At 46.9% G+C, this 24043-nt stretch carries 17 protein-coding genes; 4 read left to right on the top strand and 13 right to left on the bottom strand.

The window, feature by feature from the left end; genetic code table 11:
- Nucleotides 1-8: 8 nt before the first annotated feature.
- The 13 genes from AC6H3C_RS02690 to AC6H3C_RS02630 form a co-directional block, all read right to left on the bottom strand.
- A complete protein-coding gene (locus AC6H3C_RS02690; protein ID WP_497519073.1) occupies nucleotides 9-1460 on the bottom strand; it encodes a hypothetical protein in 1452 nt (483 codons plus the stop codon).
- Between the two features lies 1 nt (nucleotide 1461).
- Entirely contained in the window at nucleotides 1462-3969 is a 2508-nt protein-coding gene (locus tag AC6H3C_RS02685) for a hypothetical protein (RefSeq protein ID WP_497519071.1), read from the bottom strand.
- Between the two features lie 148 nt (nucleotides 3970-4117).
- Complete coding sequence (locus tag AC6H3C_RS02680; protein ID WP_497519070.1) at nucleotides 4118-5911, bottom strand: RagB/SusD family nutrient uptake outer membrane protein; 1794 nt, start codon at nucleotides 5909-5911, stop codon at nucleotides 4118-4120.
- Nucleotides 5912-5924: 13 nt separating this feature from the next.
- The gene (locus AC6H3C_RS02675) at nucleotides 5925-6626 is read right to left on the bottom strand and encodes a hypothetical protein (protein ID WP_497519068.1); all 702 of its coding nucleotides are present in this window, start codon (nucleotides 6624-6626) and stop codon (nucleotides 5925-5927) included.
- A complete protein-coding gene (locus AC6H3C_RS02670) occupies nucleotides 6610-9288 on the bottom strand; it encodes a SusC/RagA family TonB-linked outer membrane protein (RefSeq protein WP_497519067.1) in 2679 nt (892 codons plus the stop codon). Before AC6H3C_RS02670 ends, AC6H3C_RS02675 begins: the two co-directional genes overlap by 17 nt.
- A gap of 95 nt (nucleotides 9289-9383) precedes the next feature.
- Nucleotides 9384-10499 carry a FecR family protein gene (locus AC6H3C_RS02665; protein ID WP_497519065.1) on the bottom strand — a complete coding sequence of 372 codons (1116 nt, stop codon included), beginning with the start codon at nucleotides 10497-10499 and terminating at the stop codon, nucleotides 9384-9386.
- A gap of 73 nt (nucleotides 10500-10572) precedes the next feature.
- Complete coding sequence (locus tag AC6H3C_RS02660) at nucleotides 10573-11205, bottom strand: RNA polymerase sigma factor (RefSeq protein ID WP_497519064.1); 633 nt, start codon at nucleotides 11203-11205, stop codon at nucleotides 10573-10575.
- 139 nt (nucleotides 11206-11344) lie between these two features.
- Nucleotides 11345-13642, bottom strand: a complete 2298-nt coding sequence (locus AC6H3C_RS02655) for a hypothetical protein (protein WP_497519063.1) — start codon at nucleotides 13640-13642, stop codon at nucleotides 11345-11347.
- A gap of 65 nt (nucleotides 13643-13707) precedes the next feature.
- Nucleotides 13708-15252 carry a glycoside hydrolase family 43 protein gene (locus AC6H3C_RS02650; protein ID WP_497519062.1) on the bottom strand — a complete coding sequence of 515 codons (1545 nt, stop codon included), beginning with the start codon at nucleotides 15250-15252 and terminating at the stop codon, nucleotides 13708-13710.
- A gap of 114 nt (nucleotides 15253-15366) precedes the next feature.
- Entirely contained in the window at nucleotides 15367-16995 is a 1629-nt protein-coding gene (locus tag AC6H3C_RS02645; protein ID WP_497519061.1) for a RagB/SusD family nutrient uptake outer membrane protein, read from the bottom strand.
- Between the two features lie 10 nt (nucleotides 16996-17005).
- On the bottom strand, nucleotides 17006-20320 hold the full coding sequence (locus AC6H3C_RS02640; protein WP_497519059.1) for a TonB-dependent receptor: 3315 nt from the start codon (nucleotides 20318-20320) through the stop codon (nucleotides 17006-17008).
- A gap of 153 nt (nucleotides 20321-20473) precedes the next feature.
- A complete protein-coding gene (locus AC6H3C_RS02635; protein ID WP_497519058.1) occupies nucleotides 20474-21451 on the bottom strand; it encodes a FecR family protein in 978 nt (325 codons plus the stop codon).
- 132 nt (nucleotides 21452-21583) lie between these two features.
- Nucleotides 21584-22180 (bottom strand): RNA polymerase sigma-70 factor, encoded by a 597-nt coding sequence (locus tag AC6H3C_RS02630; RefSeq protein WP_497519057.1) that lies wholly within the window; start codon nucleotides 22178-22180, stop codon nucleotides 21584-21586.
- A gap of 15 nt (nucleotides 22181-22195) precedes the next feature.
- Between AC6H3C_RS02630 and AC6H3C_RS02625 the strand changes: the two genes are divergently transcribed.
- The 4 genes from AC6H3C_RS02625 (at nucleotide 22196) to AC6H3C_RS02610 (ending at nucleotide 24042) form a co-directional block, all read left to right on the top strand.
- Nucleotides 22196-22897, top strand: coding sequence for a hypothetical protein (locus AC6H3C_RS02625; protein WP_497519056.1), 702 nt, complete (start codon nucleotides 22196-22198; stop codon nucleotides 22895-22897).
- 71 nt (nucleotides 22898-22968) lie between these two features.
- A complete protein-coding gene (locus tag AC6H3C_RS02620) occupies nucleotides 22969-23268 on the top strand; it encodes an ArsR/SmtB family transcription factor (RefSeq protein ID WP_497519055.1) in 300 nt (99 codons plus the stop codon).
- A 67-nt stretch (nucleotides 23269-23335) separates the two neighbouring features.
- On the top strand, nucleotides 23336-23599 hold the full coding sequence (locus AC6H3C_RS02615) for a thioredoxin family protein (RefSeq protein ID WP_497519054.1): 264 nt from the start codon (nucleotides 23336-23338) through the stop codon (nucleotides 23597-23599).
- Between the two features lie 8 nt (nucleotides 23600-23607).
- Nucleotides 23608-24042, top strand: coding sequence for a nitrophenyl compound nitroreductase subunit ArsF family protein (locus tag AC6H3C_RS02610; protein WP_497519052.1), 435 nt, complete (start codon nucleotides 23608-23610; stop codon nucleotides 24040-24042).
- The last annotated feature ends 1 nt before the right edge of the window (nucleotide 24043 follow it).

The raw sequence follows: 24043 nt of genomic DNA, 5'->3' as shown, positions 1-24043 counted from the left end.
AGGTTGATTCAATCATAATTAACGATAGCCGTTGCTTTGCAGTTGCTGTTGATTTTAAAGCGCATCCAGATTGCAGAATAAGCATCCGGAAATTCATAGTTCACATATTCTCCGGGTTTGACCGCAATGGTTTTATAGTCCCGGAAATCCCCGTTGCCCATAAAATCGGTTTGAACGGTAAATTCAACCGTTTCGTTGGAATCGTGATATAAATGCACCGACTTTTTATCGAAGCCGTACATCAGGTACGGGTCAGAAAGTTCATTCGCGCGAACAGGGCTTTGGTACCATACGCCGCCAAAACCTTTAGGTTTGCCAAAGTTCCAAAGATCATCGGTTTTGCCGAACCACAAACCTGCCTGTGGTTGCCCCGCCAGCGGGTTGCAGTCCTGTGGGCCAAATTTCATCGGGGTGGCCTGGTTTCCGCCAAAAACCAACATGCCGCGCCATGAGCAAAAATCGGGAATTACCCGTAAATGACTGGAAATTGGTTTGATCGCCCAAAGTTGGTTGCCGTATGAGTGCATGCCGACTTCATAAAAAATTCCGTGGCAGTCCATCATGGCCCGTTCGGTTTCGATTTCGCGCACCCGCATCCATTCGGTGCAACTGGTTTCGTCGAAGGTCCGGCTACCCTTTGGAATCCGGTAGCTTTTCCATTCGCCGTTGACAAAAACCCGCATGATCGCCGAGATATGGTCCCATCCGGTAGCAATCATCGGTTGTCCGAAAGACCCGGCCGCCCACACTTCCGTAAAAGCGGTTTTTTCCAAAATATTCCATTCGCCTTTCCCATCCCATTCAGCCAGACGCCCCGCCTGCCATTCGCCGTTAAAATCTTTGGTATTGTAGCTGTTGTTGCAGACGACAACCCGTCCGTGTGCTGTGTACCCGCTTTTAAAATGAGGTTTTGAACCTTTGGGTTCTTTCAGTTCTTCCATCAACTGAAACAACTGTTTCACTTCCATGCTATGAACATCCACTTCAAAAAACTCACCTTCCATAGCCAGGTAGTACAGTTTGTTTTCCGGGTCAGTCAGGTGCGTCATGGTTGCAGCCAACCGATGTTGTGTAAATTCTTTGATCAGGCGAACATGGCCGAGCGTGTCAATGAGGTACGGGCCGATTGCCAGTTGCATGCTTTGTGTATGGATGATCCGGTTGGCATAAGTTCCCACCACACTGGCCGGATTTTTCTTAAGCTGAAGGCTTTCATCAATTTCATAAAGGCCTGTGCCGCTGCCGGTAGGAGAGAGATGGGCGACGTAAGTAATTGCCCAAAGCCGGTTAGCCCACGGCATCAGCGCGCCAACTCCTGCTTCGGTACGCGGGTAATGGTTGGCCGTCATTGCCAAAGAAGGGACCACCCCGCTAAAATTTTGCGGGCACTTTGCTTCCTGTCCCTTCAAAAGCAACGACATCAAAAAAAGAGGTAGTATAAGTAGTAATTGAGTTTTCATTTTATTCATATTTCAACCAGGCCGTTACTTGACAATCCCTGTTGACAACAAACCGGATCCACCGCGACTGGAAGGTTTCCGGGAAATTGTATTCAAAAGTTTCGCCAGACCTAATAGTCACTTCCTGATAAAGCATCCAGGGCCCATGCCCGATGGGTTCCACTTCAATTTTGAAGGTTACAGGTTCTTTCGAATGGTGTGAAAGTTTCAGACTTCTTTTGTCATAAAAACCAATCAGGTAGGCATCCGATGGCTCATTCGCTTTTACATCAGCGTCTTTCCAGGGACCGCCTTCGCCAACGGGTTTTCCCATTTTCCAAAGGTCGTCGATGACACCCGCCCAAATTGCGGCTTTCCCGTCTTCAGACCGGACGATGTGCTCATCATTTTTGGGTAATTCAGTCTGTAGCCCGGTCATAACAAGCAATCCGCGGTAGGATGCATAATCGTATATGCGGAAATCGTGCGAAGCAACCGGGCGAATTTTGGCATAACCATCCGCATTTTCGGCAGGCAACTCGTAAAAAGTACCGGCGCAGTTGAACAGGTCGCGTTCGGTGGCGACTTCGCGGCAGATGCGAAGCAGGCCTTTACCGGTGAGGGCGGCAAACTTCGAATTGCCTTTTGGCAGCCGCCAGCGGCGTCCCAAATCGTCAACCACCAAAACGGATGCCTCATCAATGGTGACCACATTTTGAGGAATGGCAAATTTTTCGCGAATAAATGCCACTGTTTCCGGGTCTTCTTTTTTCACGAGGTTCATGGCCGAATCCAATTCATAATATCCGGTTTCTTCAAATTTATCGTCAGAAACTGTTCCCGCCAGGATTCCCAACGCGCGGCGGTTGTCGCCCAAGCCCCACAATAAGCCGGCATTCGCCGAACTTTCGCTGATATCGGTAAGTCCTGTAAACAGGGCATCCGCGGTTGTATTCCGGTTGTCTTTATCAGCATAATAAAAATGAACGGTGGCTTTGATGGCTTTATCGGCGACTACGCGTACCCATTCACCTGATTCGGTATTTTCAAATGGAACATCCACACTTTTTCCTGCATCCACTTTTATTGATTTCAATGCGGTCCAGGTTCCGTTTCCTGCATTGTCCACTTCAAAAGTGAAGGTAACAGCAGATTTTCCTTCGTTATTCATCCAGGCTGAACGGATGTCCCAGCCGGCAAAAAGAAAAGGTTCAGAGGGTTGATTGGCTTTGATTTCTTCGGAAATCCATACGGCACCTTCTGCGGTTGCAGGCCCCAACTCGTCGGGTTTTTCGAAAGAAGTAAACCACAGGTTCGAATTGGATTGTCCCGGTCCTTCAATGTTTCCTTTTGCTTTGCGTTTGTTCAGGAATTCTTTGTTGGCCGAATCGTCGCAACCAAAAACCAGTTGATCATTCCAGCGGGCGTAGTCGCCGATCACTTTCAGATAAGCCGAGCGTGGCCGGATGCCGGCGCTGTTTTCTGCCGTAAAGTTTGCGGGGAAACGCCAGAACATGCCGTGCATGGTCATCAGGTAGTCCGGTTTTTCGTCGGTGCCAACATTACGGATGCGCGGCCATTCGGTATTCCAACCATGTGCACCATCGTAACTGTGGCTGGCTTTGGGCAAACGGTAAAAATCCCAGCCTGTTTGAGGGTTCCGGACGCCCACAAGCACCGATTTGTGGTCCCAGCCGGTTGCCCAGATCGGGTCGGTTTCGGGATGGGCATTGCCGTAAACTCCGCCCGGTCCGGTGACTTCCACAAACTGGTTGCGGCGAACCGTTTTCCATACTTTCCCATCCCATTCGGCCAGTACGCCGGCTTCGATGTCAAACTTTTTCAGCGCTTCCTGGCTGGCTTCGCCGTTATTCGAGAAAACCATCACGCCCTGGCCGGAATACAAGCCTTTGCCATGTGCCCCGGGTAAGGTGGCATTTTGCGGATTGACATCCGTATCGTCGTGCATAGCTTTTTTACCTTGCGCATTGTTGCCATCTTTGTAAAGCCGGGTTGGAATGAGGGTATTGACATCAACTTCATAAAAACCTTCTTCCATCGTGCCAAAATAAATCTTGTTTGCAGGATCGGTCAGGTGACGGGCATTTCCGGTATGGCGGCCCTGCATTTCCGTGTAAGGAATAACGCGTACATTTCTGGCCGAATCGATAGCATACGGGCCAATAAAAAGTTGATTGCTTTCACGGTGGATCATCCGGTTGGCAGGTGTGCCGCCAATACTTTCGGAGCGAACAATTTGCTGGAAATCGGAAGTGATTTCGTATAGCTTGTCTGACGATCCCAGCGGTAAATGAGGCCCGTAAGTGATCACCCAGAGCCGGTCGGCCCAGGGAACCACGGCCCCGGTACCGCATTCGCCTTCGTTGTTGTAATAGGCCAGATGCGGGTAAACGCCGCTGTAGGATTTAGGGATTTCGCCCTGTTTCTCCTGAACGGTACAGGCAGCAAAAAACAGTGTCGCAAGAACAGTAGCAACATGGAGCCTTCTGATTCGATTTGGATGATTCATAGTAGAACTAATTTGCATTGGTTATAAAAAAGGGTGAGTTCGAATCACCCTTTTTTTGACTGTCTGGTTATTGGTTTTGGTTGGTTATTCGTTGATATTGAGCGGGTGACTTCGGGTAGCCCGCTCAATGGTCATGTTGTTCATGCTGTTACCACTTCGGGTTCTGATCGAGATTTTCGTTAATCAAACGGTCAGCGTCAGGCACAGGCCACAGATAGTCGCGTCCCGCGTCGAAGTTCCGTTCAGTTGCCACAACGATATAACCTGCAGTAACCATACCGCTCAGGTCGGCGATGCCATTTCCATCAATCTGCGGGATACCTCCGATGGGGTAGTTGCCATCTTTCCAGTTCTGTATCAGTTGGCGGTATTCTGCAGATACGGAAGCCTCGTTGCCATTCCATGACGTAGAACCTGACCAGGCGCGGCGCAGGAAATAGCTGGGCCGGTTGTAAACCTTTTCGGCCAGTTTCCAACGGATCAGATCGGCATAACGATGGCCTTCCCAGGCAAGCTCGATAAAACGTTCAGTGCGAAGGATCGTACGCATCTCACCCTGTGTGCCAAGAGTAACCGGCGGATAGGCAATCCCTGTTCCCGCATAGGCTCTCTCCCGCAATTTATTGATGGTTTGATCCAACACTTCCTGCGTACACCTGTTGAGCTCAATCATGGCTTCAGCATACATCAGCAGCACATCGCCGTAACGTAACATGGGATAGGTCGCGGGTGCGCCGGTGCGGCCGTTTTCGAGGAAAGAGTTGTCTATATACTTCTTAAACAATAAGCCGGTGTATGAGGCGTGTTCGGCACGGGCTTTCGAATCGGTATTGCTCACCTGCGCCCCGTCGGATGCCCGGTAAACAGTCGTACGATCCGGAGCGGGAGAATACTCATAGCCAAGCCATACATAATTCTGAGGGTTATAAGTTCCGGTAAGAACATCTTTGTTATGTGCCGTGGCGAAGGGCATGATGGTCATGGCCATCCGCGGATCGCGGTTTTCAAAGAAGTCTTTGGGATTGTAAAGCGGCGACTCGTCAATGGGTTTACCATCGGTGCAAGGATAGGCGCATACCAGTTCATACGAGGGAGCTTTCTGTCCTCCCCATCCTCCTGCCAGACGGGAGATGCTGTTGAGTACGTCACCGGCAGCCCAGTAATACTTTTTCAGTGTCACATCACCACGAAAGAAGAAGATCCATTCGTCCGACCATGAGGCGGTAAATAAATCCCGGTAATTGTTGTGGAGTTTATAGACATTCAGATCCATACAAGCTTTTGCAGCCGTTGCAGCCGTTTCGTAATCGCCGTTTCTGAGGGCGATACGCGCCTTGAATGCCAGAGCAGCGCCTTTCGTGGCACGCTGTATGCCCGAGTAGCTGGTTGGCAGGCGCTCGGCAGCCTTGTCCAGGCACTCGTAACTGTATGCTAACACGTCAGCTTTAGGCGAACGCGATATCTGGTAAGCCTCATCCAACGTCATGCCTACTTTGTCAAGAATGGCATCACCCCAATGGAAGGCCAGCATTCCGTAAGCATAACCCATATAAAACCAGGCTTCACCCTCGTATTGCGTAATTTTAGCCTCCGGCACGCCCATGGCACGGGCATCGTCCATCTTGTTTAACAGGCGTAAAGAACGGGCAATACCCTTATAGTAATTTTGCCAGCGGCCGCCCACGGTGCCGTTCTCAGCGGTCATGGTTCCGTTTTGTACAACCGAAGTTGTATTGCGCGCCGTTACATCGTCACCCCAAGTCATGTCGTCGATGGGGAAAAAGTCCGTGCGGTAATAATCGTTTACCGACATTTCAATCTCCTGTTGCGTTGAATACCAGCTTTCACTGGATCCTTCTGACAGGGGATTCAGGTCGAGATCAACACAGGCCGGGAAGGTGAACGCCGAAAATATAACGGTGATTATTAATATCTTTTTCATATGATAGAATTTTTTAGAATTTGACATTAACACCCAAGATGAATGATGTTGATATAAAATCTGACGATGAGCCCACTTCAGGGTCCCATCCTTTCGGATAGTTGCTGATAGCCGGCAGGTCATTCATACTTAAATAGCAGCGCAGGTCCTTGATTCTTACATTGCTTAGCAAATTTTTAGGCAGCGAATAGCCCAGCGTGATATTTTTTACGCGGAAATAGGCGCCATTGAAAAGCCAATAGTCCGATCCCGTATAGGTGTTCGTGGTATTGGTGTAAGTCAGGCGCGGGTATTTGGCTTTGAGATTCTGCTCTTCGGTATTGTGTTGGCTCCAGTAATTGTCCAGTAAGAGTTCCGGAACAGCGCCCCATTGTTCTTTCAGCGGCTGTATCCATGCCGAATTGAACAGTGAGCGTTGGTGGCCTACTCCCTGAAACGAAAGGTTGAAGTCAAACCCCTTCCAGCCCATGGCGATATTACCTCCGTAAAGGTATTCAGGCTGGGAGTTGCCCAGGCGTATCTTATCGTCGGAATTGATGGTTTTGCTATCGTCGGTATCTATGTATTTAATATTTCCCGCTTTATCATTTGCCGTGAGCGTAGGATATTTGTTGCCGTTTGCATCGTAGAGGTCGGCATCGGTCTGGAATAGGCCATCTGTCTTGTACATATACCACTCGTAGTAGTATGAACCTTTTTCATATATAGTTGCCATCAAGCGTACGTTTGTCTCCCAGATAGCCCATTTTTGAACGGTAGTCAGACAGGTTTGCCGAGATGCTGTACCAGAAATCACCGATATTGTCAGACCACTCTATTTCCAGATCCCAGCCTTTGGTATACATATCGCCCGCATTTTGCTGAGGCGCCGAAAATCCCGCGTAGGAGGGAAAACCGAGGACAAGTAACATGTCGCTGGTCTTTTTGTAATAGTAATCGCCGGATAAACGCAAACGGCTGTCGAGGAGCTGAAGATCAAGACCGCCACCGTAGGTTGTCGTCGTTTCCCAGGTGATGTTCTCGAACGCGTAATAAACCTGAGCGGCATTTTGTACGGCTGTCACAGATGATGTTGATTTGTCGTACATGTAACTGTTGCCAAAGTTAATGGCTGCCTGATAGGGAAATTCCGAACCAATACGCTCGTTACCAAGTTGGCCGATAGAGCCGCGCAACTTCAGGTAATTAACCACATTGTTTTTGAACCACGATTCTTCCGACATAACCCATCCTACTGACGTGGAGTAGAAAGTACCCCAACGGTATTTTTCCGAAAAACGCGATGAGCCGTCGGTACGGACATTCCCCTGAATCATGTACTTGTTTTTATAGGAATACATCAGGCGTCCGAATACCGATTCGTAGGCGTTGTGCCCCGCTTTGCCCGAATTATACTGATAATCCTCGGGCCCGATGTTGAGGTAAGGATAGGTGTCGAGCAGATAGTTGGTACGCGAAGCGTCAAGCTCTTCCCATTTATAAGAATAACCCTCGTAACCGGCCATGGCGTTGAACGAGTGTTCGCCTAGTTTCTTTTGGTAGTTGCCGTAGAACTGGGTAGTGAAGCTGTTATTGTCGTTACGCGATTCCTCCAGGTTGGTCGTTTTGTGCGCCTGCATGTAGGTGGTGGAACCGTTTTCGTAGTATACCGGCACGGCGCGTGAGAATTTTTTGCCTTTCGTGAACGAATATCGGGGAGCTAAAATGGCTGCCAGCGTAAGGCCTTTCAACGGAGTAAGGTCGAATTGTGCCTTGGCGCCGAACTTGTGATAATCAATGTTGTTCGTGCCGCCCTGTTCGAGGCCGGCGAGCGGGTTGGCCCCGTCCTTCACGTCGGCATAGCGGCCGTCCTCCCATCGGGGGGTGTAGTAGGGTGCCACCAGATAGGCCCAATAAATGGCGTTGATTTGAGACGGAGAGATTGAAGTTGATTTGGAGAAGTCGAGGTCGAGATTGGCGCTCAGCCAATCGGTTATTTTATAGTCGTTATTCACACGGCCTGCAAAACGTTCATAAGATTTATTCAGGTAATAGCCGTCGCCTTTCTGGTAATTAAAAGTGGATTTTGTACGTAATTTTTCTGTGCCTCCCGAAACACTCAGCATGTGTTGTTCGTGTGAAGTCGTTTTTTTCAAGATCAAATCCACCCAGTCGGTATTGGGATAATGCCACGGATCGGTAGCATTATTGCTGAGCCACGAAGCAATGGTTTCCTGCGAGTATTGCGAATAAGGATCTGAAGCGCCATCATTCCATTTTACTTCATTTTGAACATTCATCCAGTCAATCACGTCGCCATTCTTAGGCTGCGTTGTGGGTTTGTCAATGCCGTATTCGTAGTTGTAGTCGAACGAAAATTGGTTCTCTTTGGCACGTTTGGTGGTGATCAGGATAACCCCTGCCGCCGCACGCGAACCGTAAATGGAGGCAGAGGCCGCATCTTTCAGCACAGTCATGGTTTCCACGTCGGCTGCTACCACATCGTTCAGCGATGAGGGGACACCATCTACAATCACCAAAGGATCGTTGTTCGACAGCGTGGTGATACCGCGTATACGCACTGTGGCCGAAGCGCCCGGCGCTCCCGACGAACGGGTAACCTGCACCCCTGCCATCTGTCCTTGCATGGCAGTAGAAAGCTGTTGTGCCGAACGTTTGGATAAATTCTCGCCTTGCACGCTTGCGACCGCCCCGGTCAAATCGCTCTTGCGGGCCGTACCATACCCAATCGCCACAACCTCTTCCAAACCAATGGTTTCATCTGTCAACGATACGTTGATCACAGACTGTCCGGCAACTTCTTTTTCAATGGTTTTCATCCCAACAAAAGAGAATATGATCGTTGCGTTTGAGCTGACATTGGAAAGCAGGTAGCTCCCTTCAAAATCGGTGATGGTGCCATTCGTCGTACCTTTCAGCACAACTGTGACGCCCGGAAGCGGAGCGCCGAAGGAGTCGGTAACTTTACCGGAGACGTTTTTGGACTGCTGAACGAATCCGGTTTCCGAAAGCGTCGACAACACGATTGTTCTGTCAATCAGGCGATAGGTCACGTTGGTGTTCTTGAACAAATCACCCAGGATGTCATTTACTTTTGCGTCTTTGTAATTAACATCCACTTTCCGGTCCAGATCGATGACGTCGCGGTTGTAAACAAAATTGAATTCACTGTTGTCTTCAATACCGGCAAGGACTTGTTCCACCGTTGCATTTTTTAATGAGATCGTGAGTTTTGCCATTTGCGAGTAAACCTCGGATGCCATCAGGTTGAGAAAACCCACAAACAAAAGCAGTAGTGTTAGTTTCATTTTCAAACCAATTTTTTGCTCAAAGCCAATAATTCTGCTACGGGCGTAGAACATTCGTTTTTTTTCCATAATTTTAGGTGTTTAATTCATATTAAGGTTTTAAACCTTTTAAACTGATGCAGGGAAGAGGGCCATTCTTTCCTGCATTTTTAATTTTTAAGTGTTCATTGTAACTTCCTGGTGTTATCTCTTGATATGATTATTTTTCTCGTTGAAAATGTCGCATCGTTATTTTTCTCCGCTTTAACCGACCTCCATGTTATCGGTAATGATACTGCAAATATTTCCATAATCCGGTCAATGTTCTGATCGTCAAAAGTGGCGTCGAAGTTGTACTCTTCCAATGTTTTGTCTTCCAAAACAAATTCCACGTTATGCAACCGTTCAAGCCGGTTTAATATCCCTTTAAACGGTTTGTTCCGGAATACATATTTCCCGTTAATCCAACCGGTAAACACGTCCATATGATCTGCCCTGGTAACGGCAAGCATATTTTTTTGCCTGTCCAGCTTTCCCAGTTCTCCCGGCTTCATCCGGTATTCGGTATCTGCCGGATTTCCTTTCCCGTTCAACGTTACGATGGATATCTCACCTTCAACCAAGGCGGTTTCCACATCAGGATCATCTTCGTAGGCCCGGATGTTAAAGGTTGTGCCGTACACTTTCACCTGCATCCCGGAGACGGTCACCAGCATCGGCTTCTCAGGGTCTTTTATGACTCTGAAAAATCCTTCGCCGCTTAATTTTACTTCCCGGAATGCCGGATCACCCACGATCGGGTATTGAACCGAACTGCCCGAGTTCAACCAGACTTCGGAACCATCGGGTAGTATCGCCTTTGTTCTGCCTCCCAACGGGGCCGAAACCGTATTATAAATTCCGGCTAACCGATCGATCTGTTCATTTTTGAAAGATGTTAATTGCTGGGTTTTATTAAAAAACCAGACAGAAGCAATAAATAACGGAATAAACAGGATGGCAGCTATTTTACTAAGCCAATTTATAATGGTTCGGGTGTGCCGATTGGGACGTGGCAGATTTGCAGATGTTCCTATGCCCAGCCGTTCCCACAGGTAATTTAATTCTTCCTCGGAAAACCTGGTCTCTTTGAAGCTCAATCCGCCGACAACCGTTCTCGCTTTAATAAATTCTTTTTTGCCGACAGAATAGCGTTTTATAAATGCCTTCCGGCTTGCTTCGTCCAGCAAGTCAAAGTGAGCTAAGCCGTTTTGGAATTCTTCATCGGCAAGAAGTTCGTTAAAATGATTGCGATCAGTCATACTTTCATTAATAAATTTCCCTGTCTATTTATTAAGAGTATGAAATCAGGAAGTAGTACTGCAAAAAACCGGATTATTTTTTTTGAAAGAGTAAAAAAAGATTAAACAACATGATGTCCATATCATTAATATCCTCCTCCGAAATGCCTGTTAAACCTTCCGACAGTTTTTGAAGGATCCGCGGCATGTTGTTTTTTATCGATTGTTCCTTGATCTGGACAATAGCAGCAATTTCACGGTAGCTCAGCCGGTGATAAAACCGGAGAAAGATGATTTCACGCTGACTGACCGGCAAAGCGTTCAGGTTTTTGACAAGCTTGTTTTTTATATGAGCCGACAGATAAACTTTGTCAATAAATTCATCGGGGTCAAACACCAGAGCATGAGAATCTTCTTCTGAAATATCGTCCAAGGGATTAATATTCAGCTTGGCCTTTTTTGCAATCAAAATCCTCCTGCGTAAAGAAACCAATAAATAGGCCTTTAAATTAGACACATCACCAAGACCTTCCCGGTTTTGCCAGATCGTAATAAAAAGGTCCTGTATCTGATCTCTTACAAAATCGGGGAAAGGGATTAGCTTGACACCGTACGTATACAGTTTGGGGTAATAAAACTTAAAGATCTGAGAAAACGACTCCTGATCGCCCGACTTCATCCTCTTCCACAAAAGAGCGTCATCTATTTTGTCAATCTTTCTCTCCATTTAGTTTTCCTTTCCTCCTTTCGGAGCATGTCAAAAGTAAAACTAAATATCAGCACCAAAAAATGAAACAGGATGATTCTTTTTTCGCCTTTTATAATTAAAAATTCATTATTCAATTAACTTTATTTTAATCTTCCTGTTATTTAATTGGGGGAGGCATGGGTAACTTCAGGAAAGCCCAATTATTTGTCAGTTCGCTTAGCACATCCGGCACTTGTTTCAAGTCGTTGTGTTGAATCACTCCTTCCCAGTGTCCGTCCTGATTTTTCCACAAGGCGATATCCAGCGGAGTTTTCAACCTGAGCGAAAAATCTCCTACCCGAATGTAGCTTAGATCACTGGCTGCCAGCGCCACCAGTTCTCCCTGCTGATTCAATCGAACACCTGCTACCCCTACAGCTTCAACGGATACATCGATTCCATTAACTTGATAGTTTCCTTGAATTGGATCTCCACTAACCAGATGCGTGCCGGCAATAAAGAGATGCGTGCCGTCAATCAGCCTGGATTGGCCAGTATTGCCCGGGAAATAGGAGGTATGCTTATAACCTCGAAGTTTAAAAAAGCTACTGTCGAGAACGGCCGTCGCCGGAGTTTGGGCTTCAATTTTTCTGTCGCCCAACACCGAAAATACCCTGTCGCAAACCTGCGATACCTCGGGGACAAACGGCATATCCAGCGGTAGATTTTCTTCTGCATCTACCGGGTTTCCGTCAAAATTACAAGTCCATTCTCCCATGCGAAGAATGGTAGTTTTCCCTCCGCTGGCTTTTTGAAACAAATCAGAGACGGCTTTTCCTTCAAACTGGGGATTGTAAAGCACAACAGCTGCGTATCGCTGAGGACCGTAGCGAATCCATCCGTCTTCATCCACTTTGAGGCTTCCATTTTCTATTTCGCTGGTCGGAATTAAATCGGCCGGATATCCCTTATTCCAGAAACGATTTACCAGCTCCATGCCAACATCATTGAAGCCCTTGCCTGCCCAGTTCATGGCCGAAGAGTGTCCAAACACAACGGCGACCGGACAATCCAAAGGACTTTTGCTGATGTAATTCAAGAGGCGTATCCGGCTTTCTGCCCTCATGACTCCAGGGTCATACAGCGAATAATAGCGGAGGTAATTAATTCGTCCTCCAGCCAACGCCGATCCCCAAACCTGATCCGGCAACCGCGCCGTGTAATACATGTTATACCACAGCGGACTATCCCATTTTTTGCACAAGGCGGTTCGCACCCCAAAAGGCACCAGCTCATCGGTCTGTGCCCAATCGCGTTTAGCTGCCCACCAATTCAACCCATTCTTTTTAAACTCGTTCAAATCCGGATATGGCCACCAGGTTGGGTGAACGGTAACTGCTGCATCCGGCCCAAAGTATTCTTTCACAGCATCGTAAAAATCGTTCTCAACTTCAGTATTTCGCTGGAACGACATCAGTCGGAAATGGTTGATAGCAACCTGCCGATCCTGCTCCTGCCCCTTTACAGAAAAGGCCATCAGCAGGCAATCGGCCAGCAACTCACGTCCTCTGTTGCGTTGGGCATATTCTTTAGCCCGGTGTTCCGAATACCAGAAGTCGGCAGCACCCTCGGCATAATATCGCGGATAGTAGGGCGGAAATCCCCATTCGTCTTTGCAAGCGCCTGCCAACGGCAAGTCGGCATACTTTTTTAATATATCACGCTGAAATCGAAGCAAATGAGGTGCAAAAACATCAGGATAGAAAAGCGTGAACGTAGCCATCACGCATGCATGGGTTTGTTGATCGGTTTCACTGACAGGCAATTGAACCCGCAGAGAATCTTCGGCTGAAAAAAGCAGCTGACAAGTGCCGGTAATATCCCGGATGGAAGTGGACTCGATACCTTCGGTTGTTTTGTTGTAAGCATAAACCCGTACCAGAGTACTCTCTACCGAATTGTATTTGGGGATGTTGCCGCCCGAATAGTGATCGTTCAGATCCTTGATACTTCTCAAAGAAATGGTTGTCAAAGCCTTCTGCTTTAACTCTACCTCCTGTAGCCGGAGCATCTGTTGCAACTCGTCGGGGTATTGTTGCCAAAAAGCCCGGCGGGCCGAGCGAACATCCAGATCGAGTACCAGACCGATCTTATTTTTTGCCGCATAACCAGCGGCCAGTTTTACCTGGTTGAAAACTGGCTCATCCAGCAATTCCTTGTCATGAAACCGGAGAAACGGGATAATCAGGTTGAAAGGAGAATATTGGCTTAAATCATCAATCGATTTTTTATAACCATCCGGTTCCAAGTCGTGTTGGTTCCAAACCCAGACTCCCATCACCGGAAAATACTGATTGGAGATCTGATTGAAGCAGGTATCGCCTGATATCGTGGGCGACAGATCCGGATACTTGATCTGTCCGCTAACAAAGCTTGCCAGAAACAATATGGTTGACATTATTGGAATTCGTTTCATAAGACCTTTTTTTACGTTAGTAACTGGACATGACAGGACTGAATTTGACCTCCCTCCCGACATATTTAGTTAAATTCATAGTGAAAATCATCAAATAAGGCAGTTCCTCCATTCTTTATCTCATTGAAACTAAAAAGGCCTATTTTAGGTCCTTTCCAGTGACCAAACAGTAATTGAAATTTTCCTCCAATAGGATGGTATTTTTTATTGTCCTGACTGTAATAAAATTGATTTTTGTTGGGTTCACCTGAGATATTCAGTTTCAGGTAGATTTTCGAATACGAAACTTTCTGAGCGTTTTCTTCTCCGTTGATGTAGGTGAACAAGTACAATTGCCCGTTTTCCATTTTTAGCCCTAACAGGGCATAAGCTTTCGACATCAGACAGATACCGGCTTTTTGTCCATCTACTAACCGGTGCCCGTCAAGTAAAACGGTTACTTCACCTCCATTTCCCATCACTTTTTGGGTCAGTGTATTTCTGGCTTTCAACAGTTCCGGTGCATACAATGCTTCCAGGGTTAACTTTCCCGGGTTCTTTTCCAGCGACCAGTTATGGTCGACCGGATTATGGTTCCAGCTCCACTGAAAACCCAACCGGACGGAATTAAAATCATCGGAGGTTTGTGGAAAAGTCTGAGGCTGAGGTTCCAGATCAGGTTTTTTCCAAACATAAACCGGTTCTCCAATTCCATTGCGGTCGATATCCACACCAATCACCGGCCAATCGTTTTCCCAGTACATGGGCTGCAAGTGTACAACCCGTCCTAATTTGGGTACCAACTGAAAATGTATGAACCACCCCTCTCCGCGGGGAGTTTCCAGTAACGATCCCTGATGTGGCCCGTTGATTTGAGTTGACCCTGTCTCCAGCACAACCTTTTTCTCGTAAGGGCCATAAATGCTCTTCGATCGCAGAACGGTTTGCCAACCTTCAGCCACACCACCTTCAGGAAGGCTGATGTAATAGTATCCATTCCGTTTGTGCATTTTTGGACCTTCTGCCACCGGGCCGGTATAAACAGTGACACCGTCATCCAGCAGGGTTTTCCCATCGGGACTCATCTTGTGCATAATGAGTGGTCCGGCCCGATGTCGGCTACGTACCAAATAGGCTTGTCCATCGTCGTCCCAAAAGGGGCAGGGGTCTTCCCATTTGTCAATTTTCACCACCTGAGTCAATGGCTCCCAGGGACCTTCGGCCTTCTCGGCTGTAGTCATGAAAAGACCTTCATCGATGGTACAAAAGTAAACCCAAAATTTGTTGTTGTGATAGCGGATGGATGGAGCCCAGCTTCCTCCGGAGTACCGATTGTTGGTGTCAAAGGCCTGATCAAAGTCAATCCGATCGTAAATCCGGCTGACAATGGTCCAGTTTACCAAATCTTTGGAATGAAGCACTGGCATCCCCATGAAATGAAATTCAGAACACACCATATAATAGTCACTGCCCACCCGGACTACATCAGGATCGGAATAATCGGCATTTAATACCGGATTAATATAGGTTCCGTTTCCCTGATCACCCCAGGATTTGGTATTCAATGAAATGTCTTGTGCCAAAAGGCCCATGCTAAAAATTAGAAAAAAAAGGAGTGCTAATAGTCTCATCAGTTTAGTAAAAAAGTCAAGAAACTGAGGCTGTCTGAGAATCCTGAAGGTACCACGATTCTACTTGAATGAAAAATAGATCTCAAGATAATCAGACAGCCTGAACAATTCAGGTCAATTGTATCCCGGATTCTGAGTGAGAGATTCCATACTTCGGTCGATTTCTGCCCGTGGAATCGGCAACAAATAAAGTCGGTCATTCCAGCTACGAGTGATCAGATTTTTGGTGCTGTAGGCTTTGGTGCCATCAGCTGCTTTCACGATGCTGATACCCCGAATATCTTTCGTTTCGATTTCCTGAGCTGTTTTCCAGCGGCGGACATCGAAATAGCGGTGTCCTTCAAAAACCAGTTCAATCCGGCGTTCATGCTGGATACGTTTTTTCAGTGCTTCACCGCTATCGGTCACGTCAGGCATATTAACTCCGGCACGACCTCTGACTTCATTCAGAATGTCCCGGGCAACACCTTCATAACCAAGCATGAATTGGGCTTCAGCATAGTTCAATAAAATCTCGGCATAGCGAAACATGATCCACGGCGATGTTGGGTAGATGGTCCCTCCGATTGGAGGAATATTCTCTGGCACAAATTTTTTGAGATAATAGCCAGACATTGATCCGTTCCATGCCTCAATCGGACCTTCGCGCGAATCAAGACCTCCCACGAAGGTTTCGGTCTCACGTCCCATCCACGGCGCACCGTCGTGCAGAATGGAAGCATAAAACCGGGGATCGCGATTCGCGTAGGGATGTGTTGGATCATAGCCGGAAGCCGGATTCACCGATCCATTCGCCAAAAAAGGCGGTTCCCCATTGATCATTTCGTAATCGTCCACCAGGTTTTGGGTAGGCGAATCCGAACCCCAACCGTTGTTTCCGTTTCGTCCAACCTGCCGACTCAAATCGAGTTGGCTGGCCTGTGTATGATATTTGGCAAAAATGATTTCCTGATTAGAAGCTAAAAACACCTGCTGATAATCACCTTGAAGACTGTATCGGGTATTTATCAGGGCTTCTGCGGCATCTGAAGCTTTTTGCCATTTGGTCTGATCGTTTGATGGATTATTTAAAGGACTGGCGGCATACAACAAAACCCGCGATTTGAGCGCCCGGGCGGCATCAGCCGAAGCCTTGCCCAGGTTAGTTCCGGTCTGTTGGTCGGGAAGCAAGGTAATGCCTTCATCCAATTCCCTGACGATAAAAGTCACACAATTATCATACGAATCACGGGTAACCAGATATTCATCATTCAAACCAAATACCTGCTCAATAATTGGCACGCCTCCGTATCTCCAAATCAGTTGAGCATACAGCCATGCACGCATAAACTTCATTTCGCCTTTCATCAGATTCTTCGTATTCTCAGAAACAGGGGATGCATCAATCTTCTCAAAAAAGATATTTACATCACGGATCAGCGCATAGGCATTTTTCCAGTTGTTCAAATAAGACGAAAGCGTAGTGACATTATCAGCTGTTAAATCGCCCCGGGTAATGATATAGTAGTAAACAGAGCCTTTAATACTGTGCAACTCGTCCGTGGCATGTCCAATCTGTGTATTTCGGAACAAACCTTGCTCATAGGCCCGGGTATAACAGGCATTCATATACAATCGAATTAAGGTTTCATCGTTCCAAACATCATTTTCAGATATTTTATCTTGCGGCGAAATCTCAAAAATATCCTCACACGAGATTAAGGTGAAGAGCGCCAGTATAATAATCAAAAATTTATTTTTCATAGTGATGGGATTAAAATGTTAGATTCATGCCAACGTTAAAGGTCCGTTGCTGTGGATAATACCAGAAGTCAGAAGTTTCCGGATCAAAACCGATGTCCTTCATGTGGTCATAGATAATAAACAGATTGTTGCTGCTTACATACGCTCGGAGTCCGTCTATGCCAAGCTTCTGGCACAAGCCTGAGGGAACAGTATAACCTATTTCCAGGTTCTTCAACCGTAAAAAGCCGGCATTCATTAACCAGTGTGTGCTTTGCAGCGTATTGTTATTAAAATTATCAATCGAACCTCTTGGTTGGGAAGCCGTCGTATTTTCAGGAGACCATCTATCGTTGGCGCGCCATTCCAGAAAATTACCCAGGTTATAGCTCATTACCGCAAAGTAGGGTTGAGGATTGTCTGCTCCTTGTTCTCTTACATAGGTTTGTGCATTTTCCTGACCCTGAAACATGATGGATAAATCCAGATTCTTATACTTTACCGAAGTATTGAGGCTATAAACGATCTCAGGAGTAGGCGTTTCATTAATGCGGATCATATCTCGTGAGTTTAATTCCTTGTCCCCATTCACATCGCGGTATATAATATCACCAGGGCGTGCTCCGGGTAAGTGCGGAGTTGCATCGATCTCTGACTGTGAGCTAAAAATGCCAACGGCATCATAAAACAATTCAGCGCCAATGGGCCTTCCGGTCGCTAATTGGTAGTTTTCGGCGGCAGGAGCCTCATCAGCAAAAATGACTTTGTTTCGGGCATAAGAAAGATTGCCGTTAATGCGATAGCTCCAATGATTCAAACGTTTTTTATGTGATAATTGCAACTCAAAACCCTTGTTCTCCACAATACCTACATTTTCGTCCGGAAGAACCAAACCCGTATAATCAGGAATGACTGCAGTACGTTTGGTGAGAATATTGGAACGTTTGGTTTTGAATAAATCGAATTCAATTCCTAAAGCACCTTCCCAAAACGAAGCATCCAAGCCAAAGTTGGTTGATTTGGCTACTTCCCAGGTGATATTCGGATTGGGCACACTGCTTTGTACCAAGCCAATAACATCACCGTTACCGATTACATAGTTGTTGCCATAGGCATAACTGGTTAAATACTGGAACGGAGGAACGGCATCGTTTCCCATTTCGCCATACGAGCCGCGAATCTTCAAGTTGTCCAAAAAGTTGAACCGATCCATAAATGCTTCTTCTGAAATCCGCCAGCCCAGAGAAACTCCGGGAAAGAAGCCCCATCGTTCATTTTCCGGGAAGTTTGGCGAGCCGTCATATCTGAAGATTAACTGGGCAAGATATTTCCCGGAATAATCGTATGTGGCCCGGCCAAAATAATTTTGTCTGGACGTTTTTGAAGAGGAGCCATCATTCCCTTGTTTATTTTTGTCGCTGCTGCCAGCAAACAATTCCGGCAAAGCAGTGGAAGGATAATCCGTACGATAGGCCGAGAGAAAATTGTCATCGTATTCCATTTGTTCATAACCCACCATCAGATCGATGCTGTGTGCATTAAATTTCTTATTGTAGTTCAACAGGGAGTTCATAGTCAGCGTGGTACTTTGCTCAAATCGCTCCTCCAGATCAGCTAAGTTTGAACCGTCACCCGAACGGCCTTCGGTGTAGGTATTACTTGCTTCGTCATAATAATACACGTAGCTGGGTAAATCGAAATATTTCACGAAGTTATACCCGGCATCATAGTTGGCGCTCCCGGTAACCGATAAGCCTTTTATCCAGGGAATATCCACCTTAAAATGAAGTTTTGTTTCAATCGCCTTGTACGTATCATCCTGACAACCACCATCATTGCTCACCCAATTGATTAAGCTTTCACTGCTCCGGTTTGGTCTTTTATAATTCGTTCCAGGCCAGAAAAGGGTCCAGTTTGGCTGATACAAGTACATATGGCTATAAATACCCCGGGTATCCGGGTTGCCCGGGTAGTGTTTATCATCCAGTCTGCCGGCGATATCGAGTCCTACCTGAATATAATCTGAGGCCTTCACCGATAAGTTGGAGCGAAAATTATAACGGTCGACTTTGGTCGAACCATGATTGAAGTGGCCTTCCTGTCCCAACTTACCCACTGAGATATAGTAATCCAGCTTTTCGGTACCTCCTGAAACAGATAAGTTGGCCTGGGATTGCGGTGTCAAAGTCCGCGTCATTTCATCATACCAGTCAGTGGTAGTATACCCCACCTCTTTGCCCACCCTGAACTTTTCCAGTTCAGCATCGGTATATCTGGGCGAACGGTTTTCGCCAATTTCAATCTCGTTATACACCTTGGCAAAAGTATAGGAATCAGCCATCTTGGGATTTCTTGTAGGTTGAGCAAATCCCTGGTTAAAAGTAAAGTTAAACACCGGGGCTCCCTTCTGGCCTCTTTTAGTCGTAACAAGGATTACCCCATTCGCAGCCCGAGCGCCATAGATCGCTGCAGACGCATCTTTCAATACCGAAATGCTTTCAATGTCATTGGGATTGATCCTTCCAAAATCAGGTCTTTCCACGCCATCAATCAAAATCAGGGGATCAGTTGTGCCGGTTGTACTTCGTCCCCTGATAAATATTTCAGGACTATCCTTTCCAGGCTCTCCTGACCGGTTGTTGATAATCACTCCGGGTAAATGTCCTGCAATGGAGTTGAGCACATTAGGTGTTTGGCTTTTTATCAGTTCTTCTCCCTTAGTGGATACAACAGAACCAGTGATGGTAACTTTTGTTTGAGTTCCATAACCAATCGCCACCACTTCTTCAATACCAATCGCGTCTTCAACCATGACTACATCAATATTTTGCTGGTTATTAACCGCGATCTCTTGCATTCTCATCCCCACAAACGAAAAAACCAAAATCGCATCAGCTGACATCTGAGCTAGATTGTAGCGCCCGTCGGTGTCGGTTATTATACCAATATTGGTTCCTTTCACCACCACGGTCACTCCCGGCATGGGAGCTCCGCTGACATCGGTTACCCGACCCGAAACTGTCTTTTGCTGTGATGCCTTCAACATGTTATTTGTTCGTAAAATTACTTGTCGCCCAACAATCTCATAACTAACGTTTTTATTCCGAAAAATCTCATCCATAACAGTTTGAATCGAAGCATCCGAAACTTCAATGGAAACTTTTGTATTCACGTCGACTTCTTCGTTATAAAAAAAGCGGAATTCGCTTTGATCTTCAATTTCGCGGAGCAGGGTGACGATTTTCTCATTTTTGTACCCCAAACTGAGTTTGGTGTTTTGGGAGTACAGGTCGGCAGCCAAACTGCTGAAAACTGTTAAAATAACCAGCGCCAATGTTAATTTCATGCGTCTTAGGTTTAAATTAAGAAATGACAGGATGTCATCACAACATCGTTTTTTTTTCATAGTTTTACATTTTGAAGTGAGTAATTTGATTTGAATCAGGTTATTCTAAAAAAGGCAGGATCTCGCACATCCTGTCTTTTTGTTTTTTGCTGATTAATTGGTGCTTATTTTTAATGTTCCTTGTTTTTGATCATAGGCATAAGTTATGGATTTGGTCATGTGGATGTAAGCCATAACTTCGGTCACCGTTTCGTTATAAATTGTCCCGGTAAACCGGATCGGGGCCAGCTGCTCATCCAGCGAAATCTGTATGCCGAAATGGCGTTCCAGCCTTTTCATCACGTCGCTTAAGGGTTCGTTTTCAAAAGAAATAAAACCGTTTTTCCAGCTGATGGCCTTTGCCGGGTCCACCGACCCGACGATCAGTTCCCGCCTGGCTGTCAGGCTAAGTTGCTGGCCAGGCGCCAGAAGCTGCTCCTGGTCTCCGGTATGAAATTGTATTTTCCCTTCTACCAGGGTAGTTTGGAAATCGAGATCATCATAGGCTCTCACGTTAAACGAAGTTCCCAAAACGCGGATGTCGCCGTAAACGGATGACACCGTGAAGGGCGCCTTTCCTTTTACCACCTCAAAGAAGGCCTCGCCTGCAAGACTCACCTCCCGGCTGTTTTCGGCAAATTGTTGCGGAAAACGGAAAGTGGTGCCGGAATTGAGCCACACCCGCGAGCCATCCGGGAGGGTCAGTTCGGCCTTTTTGCCGTTGGGCACCCGGATTTCGGCGGTCATCGATCCGGAAACGAAAAGACTGCCCGGCTTGCCCGTGATTAGTTGTCCCAGGTAAATGCCCAGGGCAAAAACGACCAGCAGGACGGCTGCATACCGCATCAGGATTGAAATCTTCAGCATCCGGCTCTTTCCGGCAGACTGCTTTTGGCGGAACTTATAATAGGAGGCTTCGATTTGTCGCTTGCCCATCGTCGCTTGGGAGGCCGAAAAAGCCCAGGTATTTTTCAGGTCTTCATACGCTTTGCGCAAGGCAGGGTCCTGCCCTATTTCTTCCAGAACCTGTTGCTGCTGCGCGGCATCCAGGTTTCCGGAGATGAGTTCAATGAGGCGTTTTTCCTTTTCCATAGTTTTGTACTTCGGTTATATAATCCACCGAAACCGAAATACCCTTGCCCGGTTGGCATTTTTTTTTTGAAAGAATCAACGATGCCTGTTTATACATAATAAAAATAGGGGTATCACAATTTTGGAATGAATTTACCGAACACCGATGAAAAAGAAACCCAGCAGCGGCAGATAATCTTTCAGGTTTATTTTAAGTAGTTTGATGGCTTTGGTGATGTGCCCTTCCACCGTTTTGACCGAAAGGCCCAGCTCATCGGCAATCTCGCGGTTTTTCTTATGGGAAAAGCGGCTCAGCTCGAATACCTGACGGCATTGCGGCGACAGCTGTTCCAGGGTAGCCTGCACCAGTTGCTCAATCTCGGTAAAGTCGCCCTCGGAAGTTTCAAGCCGCACCAGGGCGCCGGCATTCAGCTCAAGCTCCAGCGGATGAAGGCTGGGCAACTGCAGCAGCTTTTGACGATAGCGTTCGTCGCGCAGTTTTTTCAGGCTGTTGTTTTTAGCCAGCGTATACAGGTAGGCATTCAGGTTGCTGTCGGTCTGCAAGTCGGCCCTCTTCTGCCACAAGGTCAGAAAAGTGTCGTGCACCACATCTTCGGCCACCTCGTGGTGCGGAAGGTATTCAAGCACAAAATAATACAGTCGTGGGTAGAAATGCTGATAAACAACTTTGAAGGAAGCTTCATCTCCCGTCAGCAGCAAGTGGAAAAGTTGTTTATCATTCCGGATCATCAAGGCGGAGTTAGGTTGACAAGCAAAAATAGCAAAAATTACGGGCGTATCCTCTTGTGCTTTCTACTTGCCGAGAAATCGTTTTTAGAATATTTTGCTTTCTATGATGAGCGACTCTACCTGAGCGGGAAAATAGGCAACCTGGTATTTGTAGAACATGGCGACGAGGTGATTGTACGCAGCTTGCCCAAACGCCGGAAGCCCGACAGTTGGAGTGAAAAGCAACTGCAACAGCGCAAGCGGTTTCAGGCGGCGCGGGTTTTTTACAATTCCGTCCGCGACAGCGTGGTGAACCCGATATGGAAATTATCGGCCACGAAAAAACTAACGGACTACAACCTGTTTCTGAAGGCGAACCTGGGGGCTTTCGACAAAAACGGCGGGCTGGCCGATTATTCGCGCCTGCATTTTTCGACCGGTCCCTTGCCGCTGCCCCAGCAACTGACGGCCACATGCAAGGCAGATAATCCGGGGCAAATAACCATCAGCTGGAACCCCGAACCTCAATCCAATGCCGAATCACCCGACGATGAACTGCTTTCTGTTTGGACACAGAAGGGCCGGATTACGGGGCCAATCGCAACCGGCTGCCTGCGGGGCGAGGGACAAGGTATCCTCAAGCATCCGTCGGGCATGGCCGAAGAAAGCCGGAACCTGTATCTTTTCTTCCGAAATAAAGACCAAAACAGTTATTCGGACGACAAACACTTTTCCTGAATTTTGTGCACCTGGTTGATAACAAACCAAAAAACTTCTTACCTTTGTTCGTGATTTTACGAACAAATAGCATGGACGAAACAACGGTATTGACAGAGGAACAAATTCAGGCTGCCCGTTTTGCCAAAGCAATGGGGCACCCGGTGCGGATGTATGTGTTGGAACTGCTGAGCAAACAGTCGTGCTGCTACAGCGGCGATCTGTCGGATGTACTGCCCATTGCCAAATCAACCTTATCGCAGCATTTAAAAGAATTAAAAGAGGCCGGATTGATCCAGGGCGAGATTGAAGCGCCCAAGGTTAAGTATTGCATCAACCGGGAAAACTGGGTTAAAGCGCAGGAATTATTTAAAAAATTTCTGGACTATTAAAAAAATTTAACCTGATCGTTCGTTGTTTTGCGAATTGCGAATAAAGAAACCTGTTAAAAAAACAGATATGGATCTGAACGATTTAAAACTCATTCAAATGGACATTAAAGTGTTGGGGACCGGTTGCCCCAAGTGCAAAGCGCTCGAAAAAGCAACCCTCGAAGCAGTAGCCGAAGCCGGAATCACAGCCTCGGTAACCAAAGTAGACGACATTGTTGATATCATGAACTACGGGGTTATGACGACTCCTGCCCTGGTGGTCGACGGAAAAGTCGTGGTAAAAGGGAAAGTACCCAGCGTGGCCGAAATCAAATCTTTATTAACCAAATAATCACCATCATGAAAAAACTGACCTTTATACTGTTAATCACTATGGGAGCCGGTATTTTTTCGGCCAACGCCCAATGTTGCGACACCAAAGTCGCCGAACTAACCGGAACCGATAACTGCTGCGCCGGTCAAACAGACGAAACCGCCGTGAAAGCTTATTATTTCCATGCAACACGCCGCTGCGCCACCTGCCAGGCGGTTGAAACCGTTACGAAGGAAGCCTTGAAAGAATATTACGGAGACAAAATTTTCTTCCAGTCGATTAACCGCGAAGAAGACAGCAAAAATCCATTGATCAAAAAGTACAAAATCAGCGGACAAACCCTGTTGATTGTTAAGGGGGATCAAGTGGAAAACCTGACCAACGACGCTTTTCTGAACGCGCGAACCAACCCGGACAACTTTAAAGCCAAACTGAAATCGACGATCGACTCAATGAAGTAAG

The organism is Gaoshiqia sp. US2 (assembly GCF_059705485.1).
Note: the sequence above shows the minus strand (reverse complement) of the source record. Positions and strands in the feature narration are given on the sequence as shown.

What these genes read in the sequence shown, in the direction of transcription:
- AC6H3C_RS02690 (WP_497519073.1), bottom strand. Translation starts at nt 1,460, where the DNA reads ATGAAAACTCAATTACTACTTATACTACCTCTTTTTTTGATGTCGTTG.
- AC6H3C_RS02685 (WP_497519071.1), bottom strand. Translation starts at nt 3,969, where the DNA reads ATGAATCATCCAAATCGAATCAGAAGGCTCCATGTTGCTACTGTTCTT.
- AC6H3C_RS02680 (WP_497519070.1), bottom strand. Translation starts at nt 5,911, where the DNA reads ATGAAAAAGATATTAATAATCACCGTTATATTTTCGGCGTTCACCTTC.
- AC6H3C_RS02675 (WP_497519068.1), bottom strand. Translation starts at nt 6,626, where the DNA reads ATGGCAACTATATATGAAAAAGGTTCATACTACTACGAGTGGTATATG.
- AC6H3C_RS02670 (WP_497519067.1), bottom strand. Translation starts at nt 9,288, where the DNA reads ATGGAAAAAAAACGAATGTTCTACGCCCGTAGCAGAATTATTGGCTTT.
- AC6H3C_RS02665 (WP_497519065.1), bottom strand. Translation starts at nt 10,499, where the DNA reads ATGACTGATCGCAATCATTTTAACGAACTTCTTGCCGATGAAGAATTC.
- AC6H3C_RS02660 (WP_497519064.1), bottom strand. Translation starts at nt 11,205, where the DNA reads ATGGAGAGAAAGATTGACAAAATAGATGACGCTCTTTTGTGGAAGAGG.
- AC6H3C_RS02655 (WP_497519063.1), bottom strand. Translation starts at nt 13,642, where the DNA reads ATGAAACGAATTCCAATAATGTCAACCATATTGTTTCTGGCAAGCTTT.
- AC6H3C_RS02650 (WP_497519062.1), bottom strand. Translation starts at nt 15,252, where the DNA reads ATGAGACTATTAGCACTCCTTTTTTTTCTAATTTTTAGCATGGGCCTT.
- AC6H3C_RS02645 (WP_497519061.1), bottom strand. Translation starts at nt 16,995, where the DNA reads ATGAAAAATAAATTTTTGATTATTATACTGGCGCTCTTCACCTTAATC.
- AC6H3C_RS02640 (WP_497519059.1), bottom strand. Translation starts at nt 20,320, where the DNA reads ATGAAATTAACATTGGCGCTGGTTATTTTAACAGTTTTCAGCAGTTTG.
- AC6H3C_RS02635 (WP_497519058.1), bottom strand. Translation starts at nt 21,451, where the DNA reads ATGGAAAAGGAAAAACGCCTCATTGAACTCATCTCCGGAAACCTGGAT.
- AC6H3C_RS02630 (WP_497519057.1), bottom strand. Translation starts at nt 22,180, where the DNA reads ATGATCCGGAATGATAAACAACTTTTCCACTTGCTGCTGACGGGAGAT.
- AC6H3C_RS02620 (WP_497519055.1), top strand. Translation starts at nt 22,969, where the DNA reads ATGGACGAAACAACGGTATTGACAGAGGAACAAATTCAGGCTGCCCGT.
- AC6H3C_RS02615 (WP_497519054.1), top strand. Translation starts at nt 23,336, where the DNA reads ATGGATCTGAACGATTTAAAACTCATTCAAATGGACATTAAAGTGTTG.
- AC6H3C_RS02610 (WP_497519052.1), top strand. Translation starts at nt 23,608, where the DNA reads ATGAAAAAACTGACCTTTATACTGTTAATCACTATGGGAGCCGGTATT.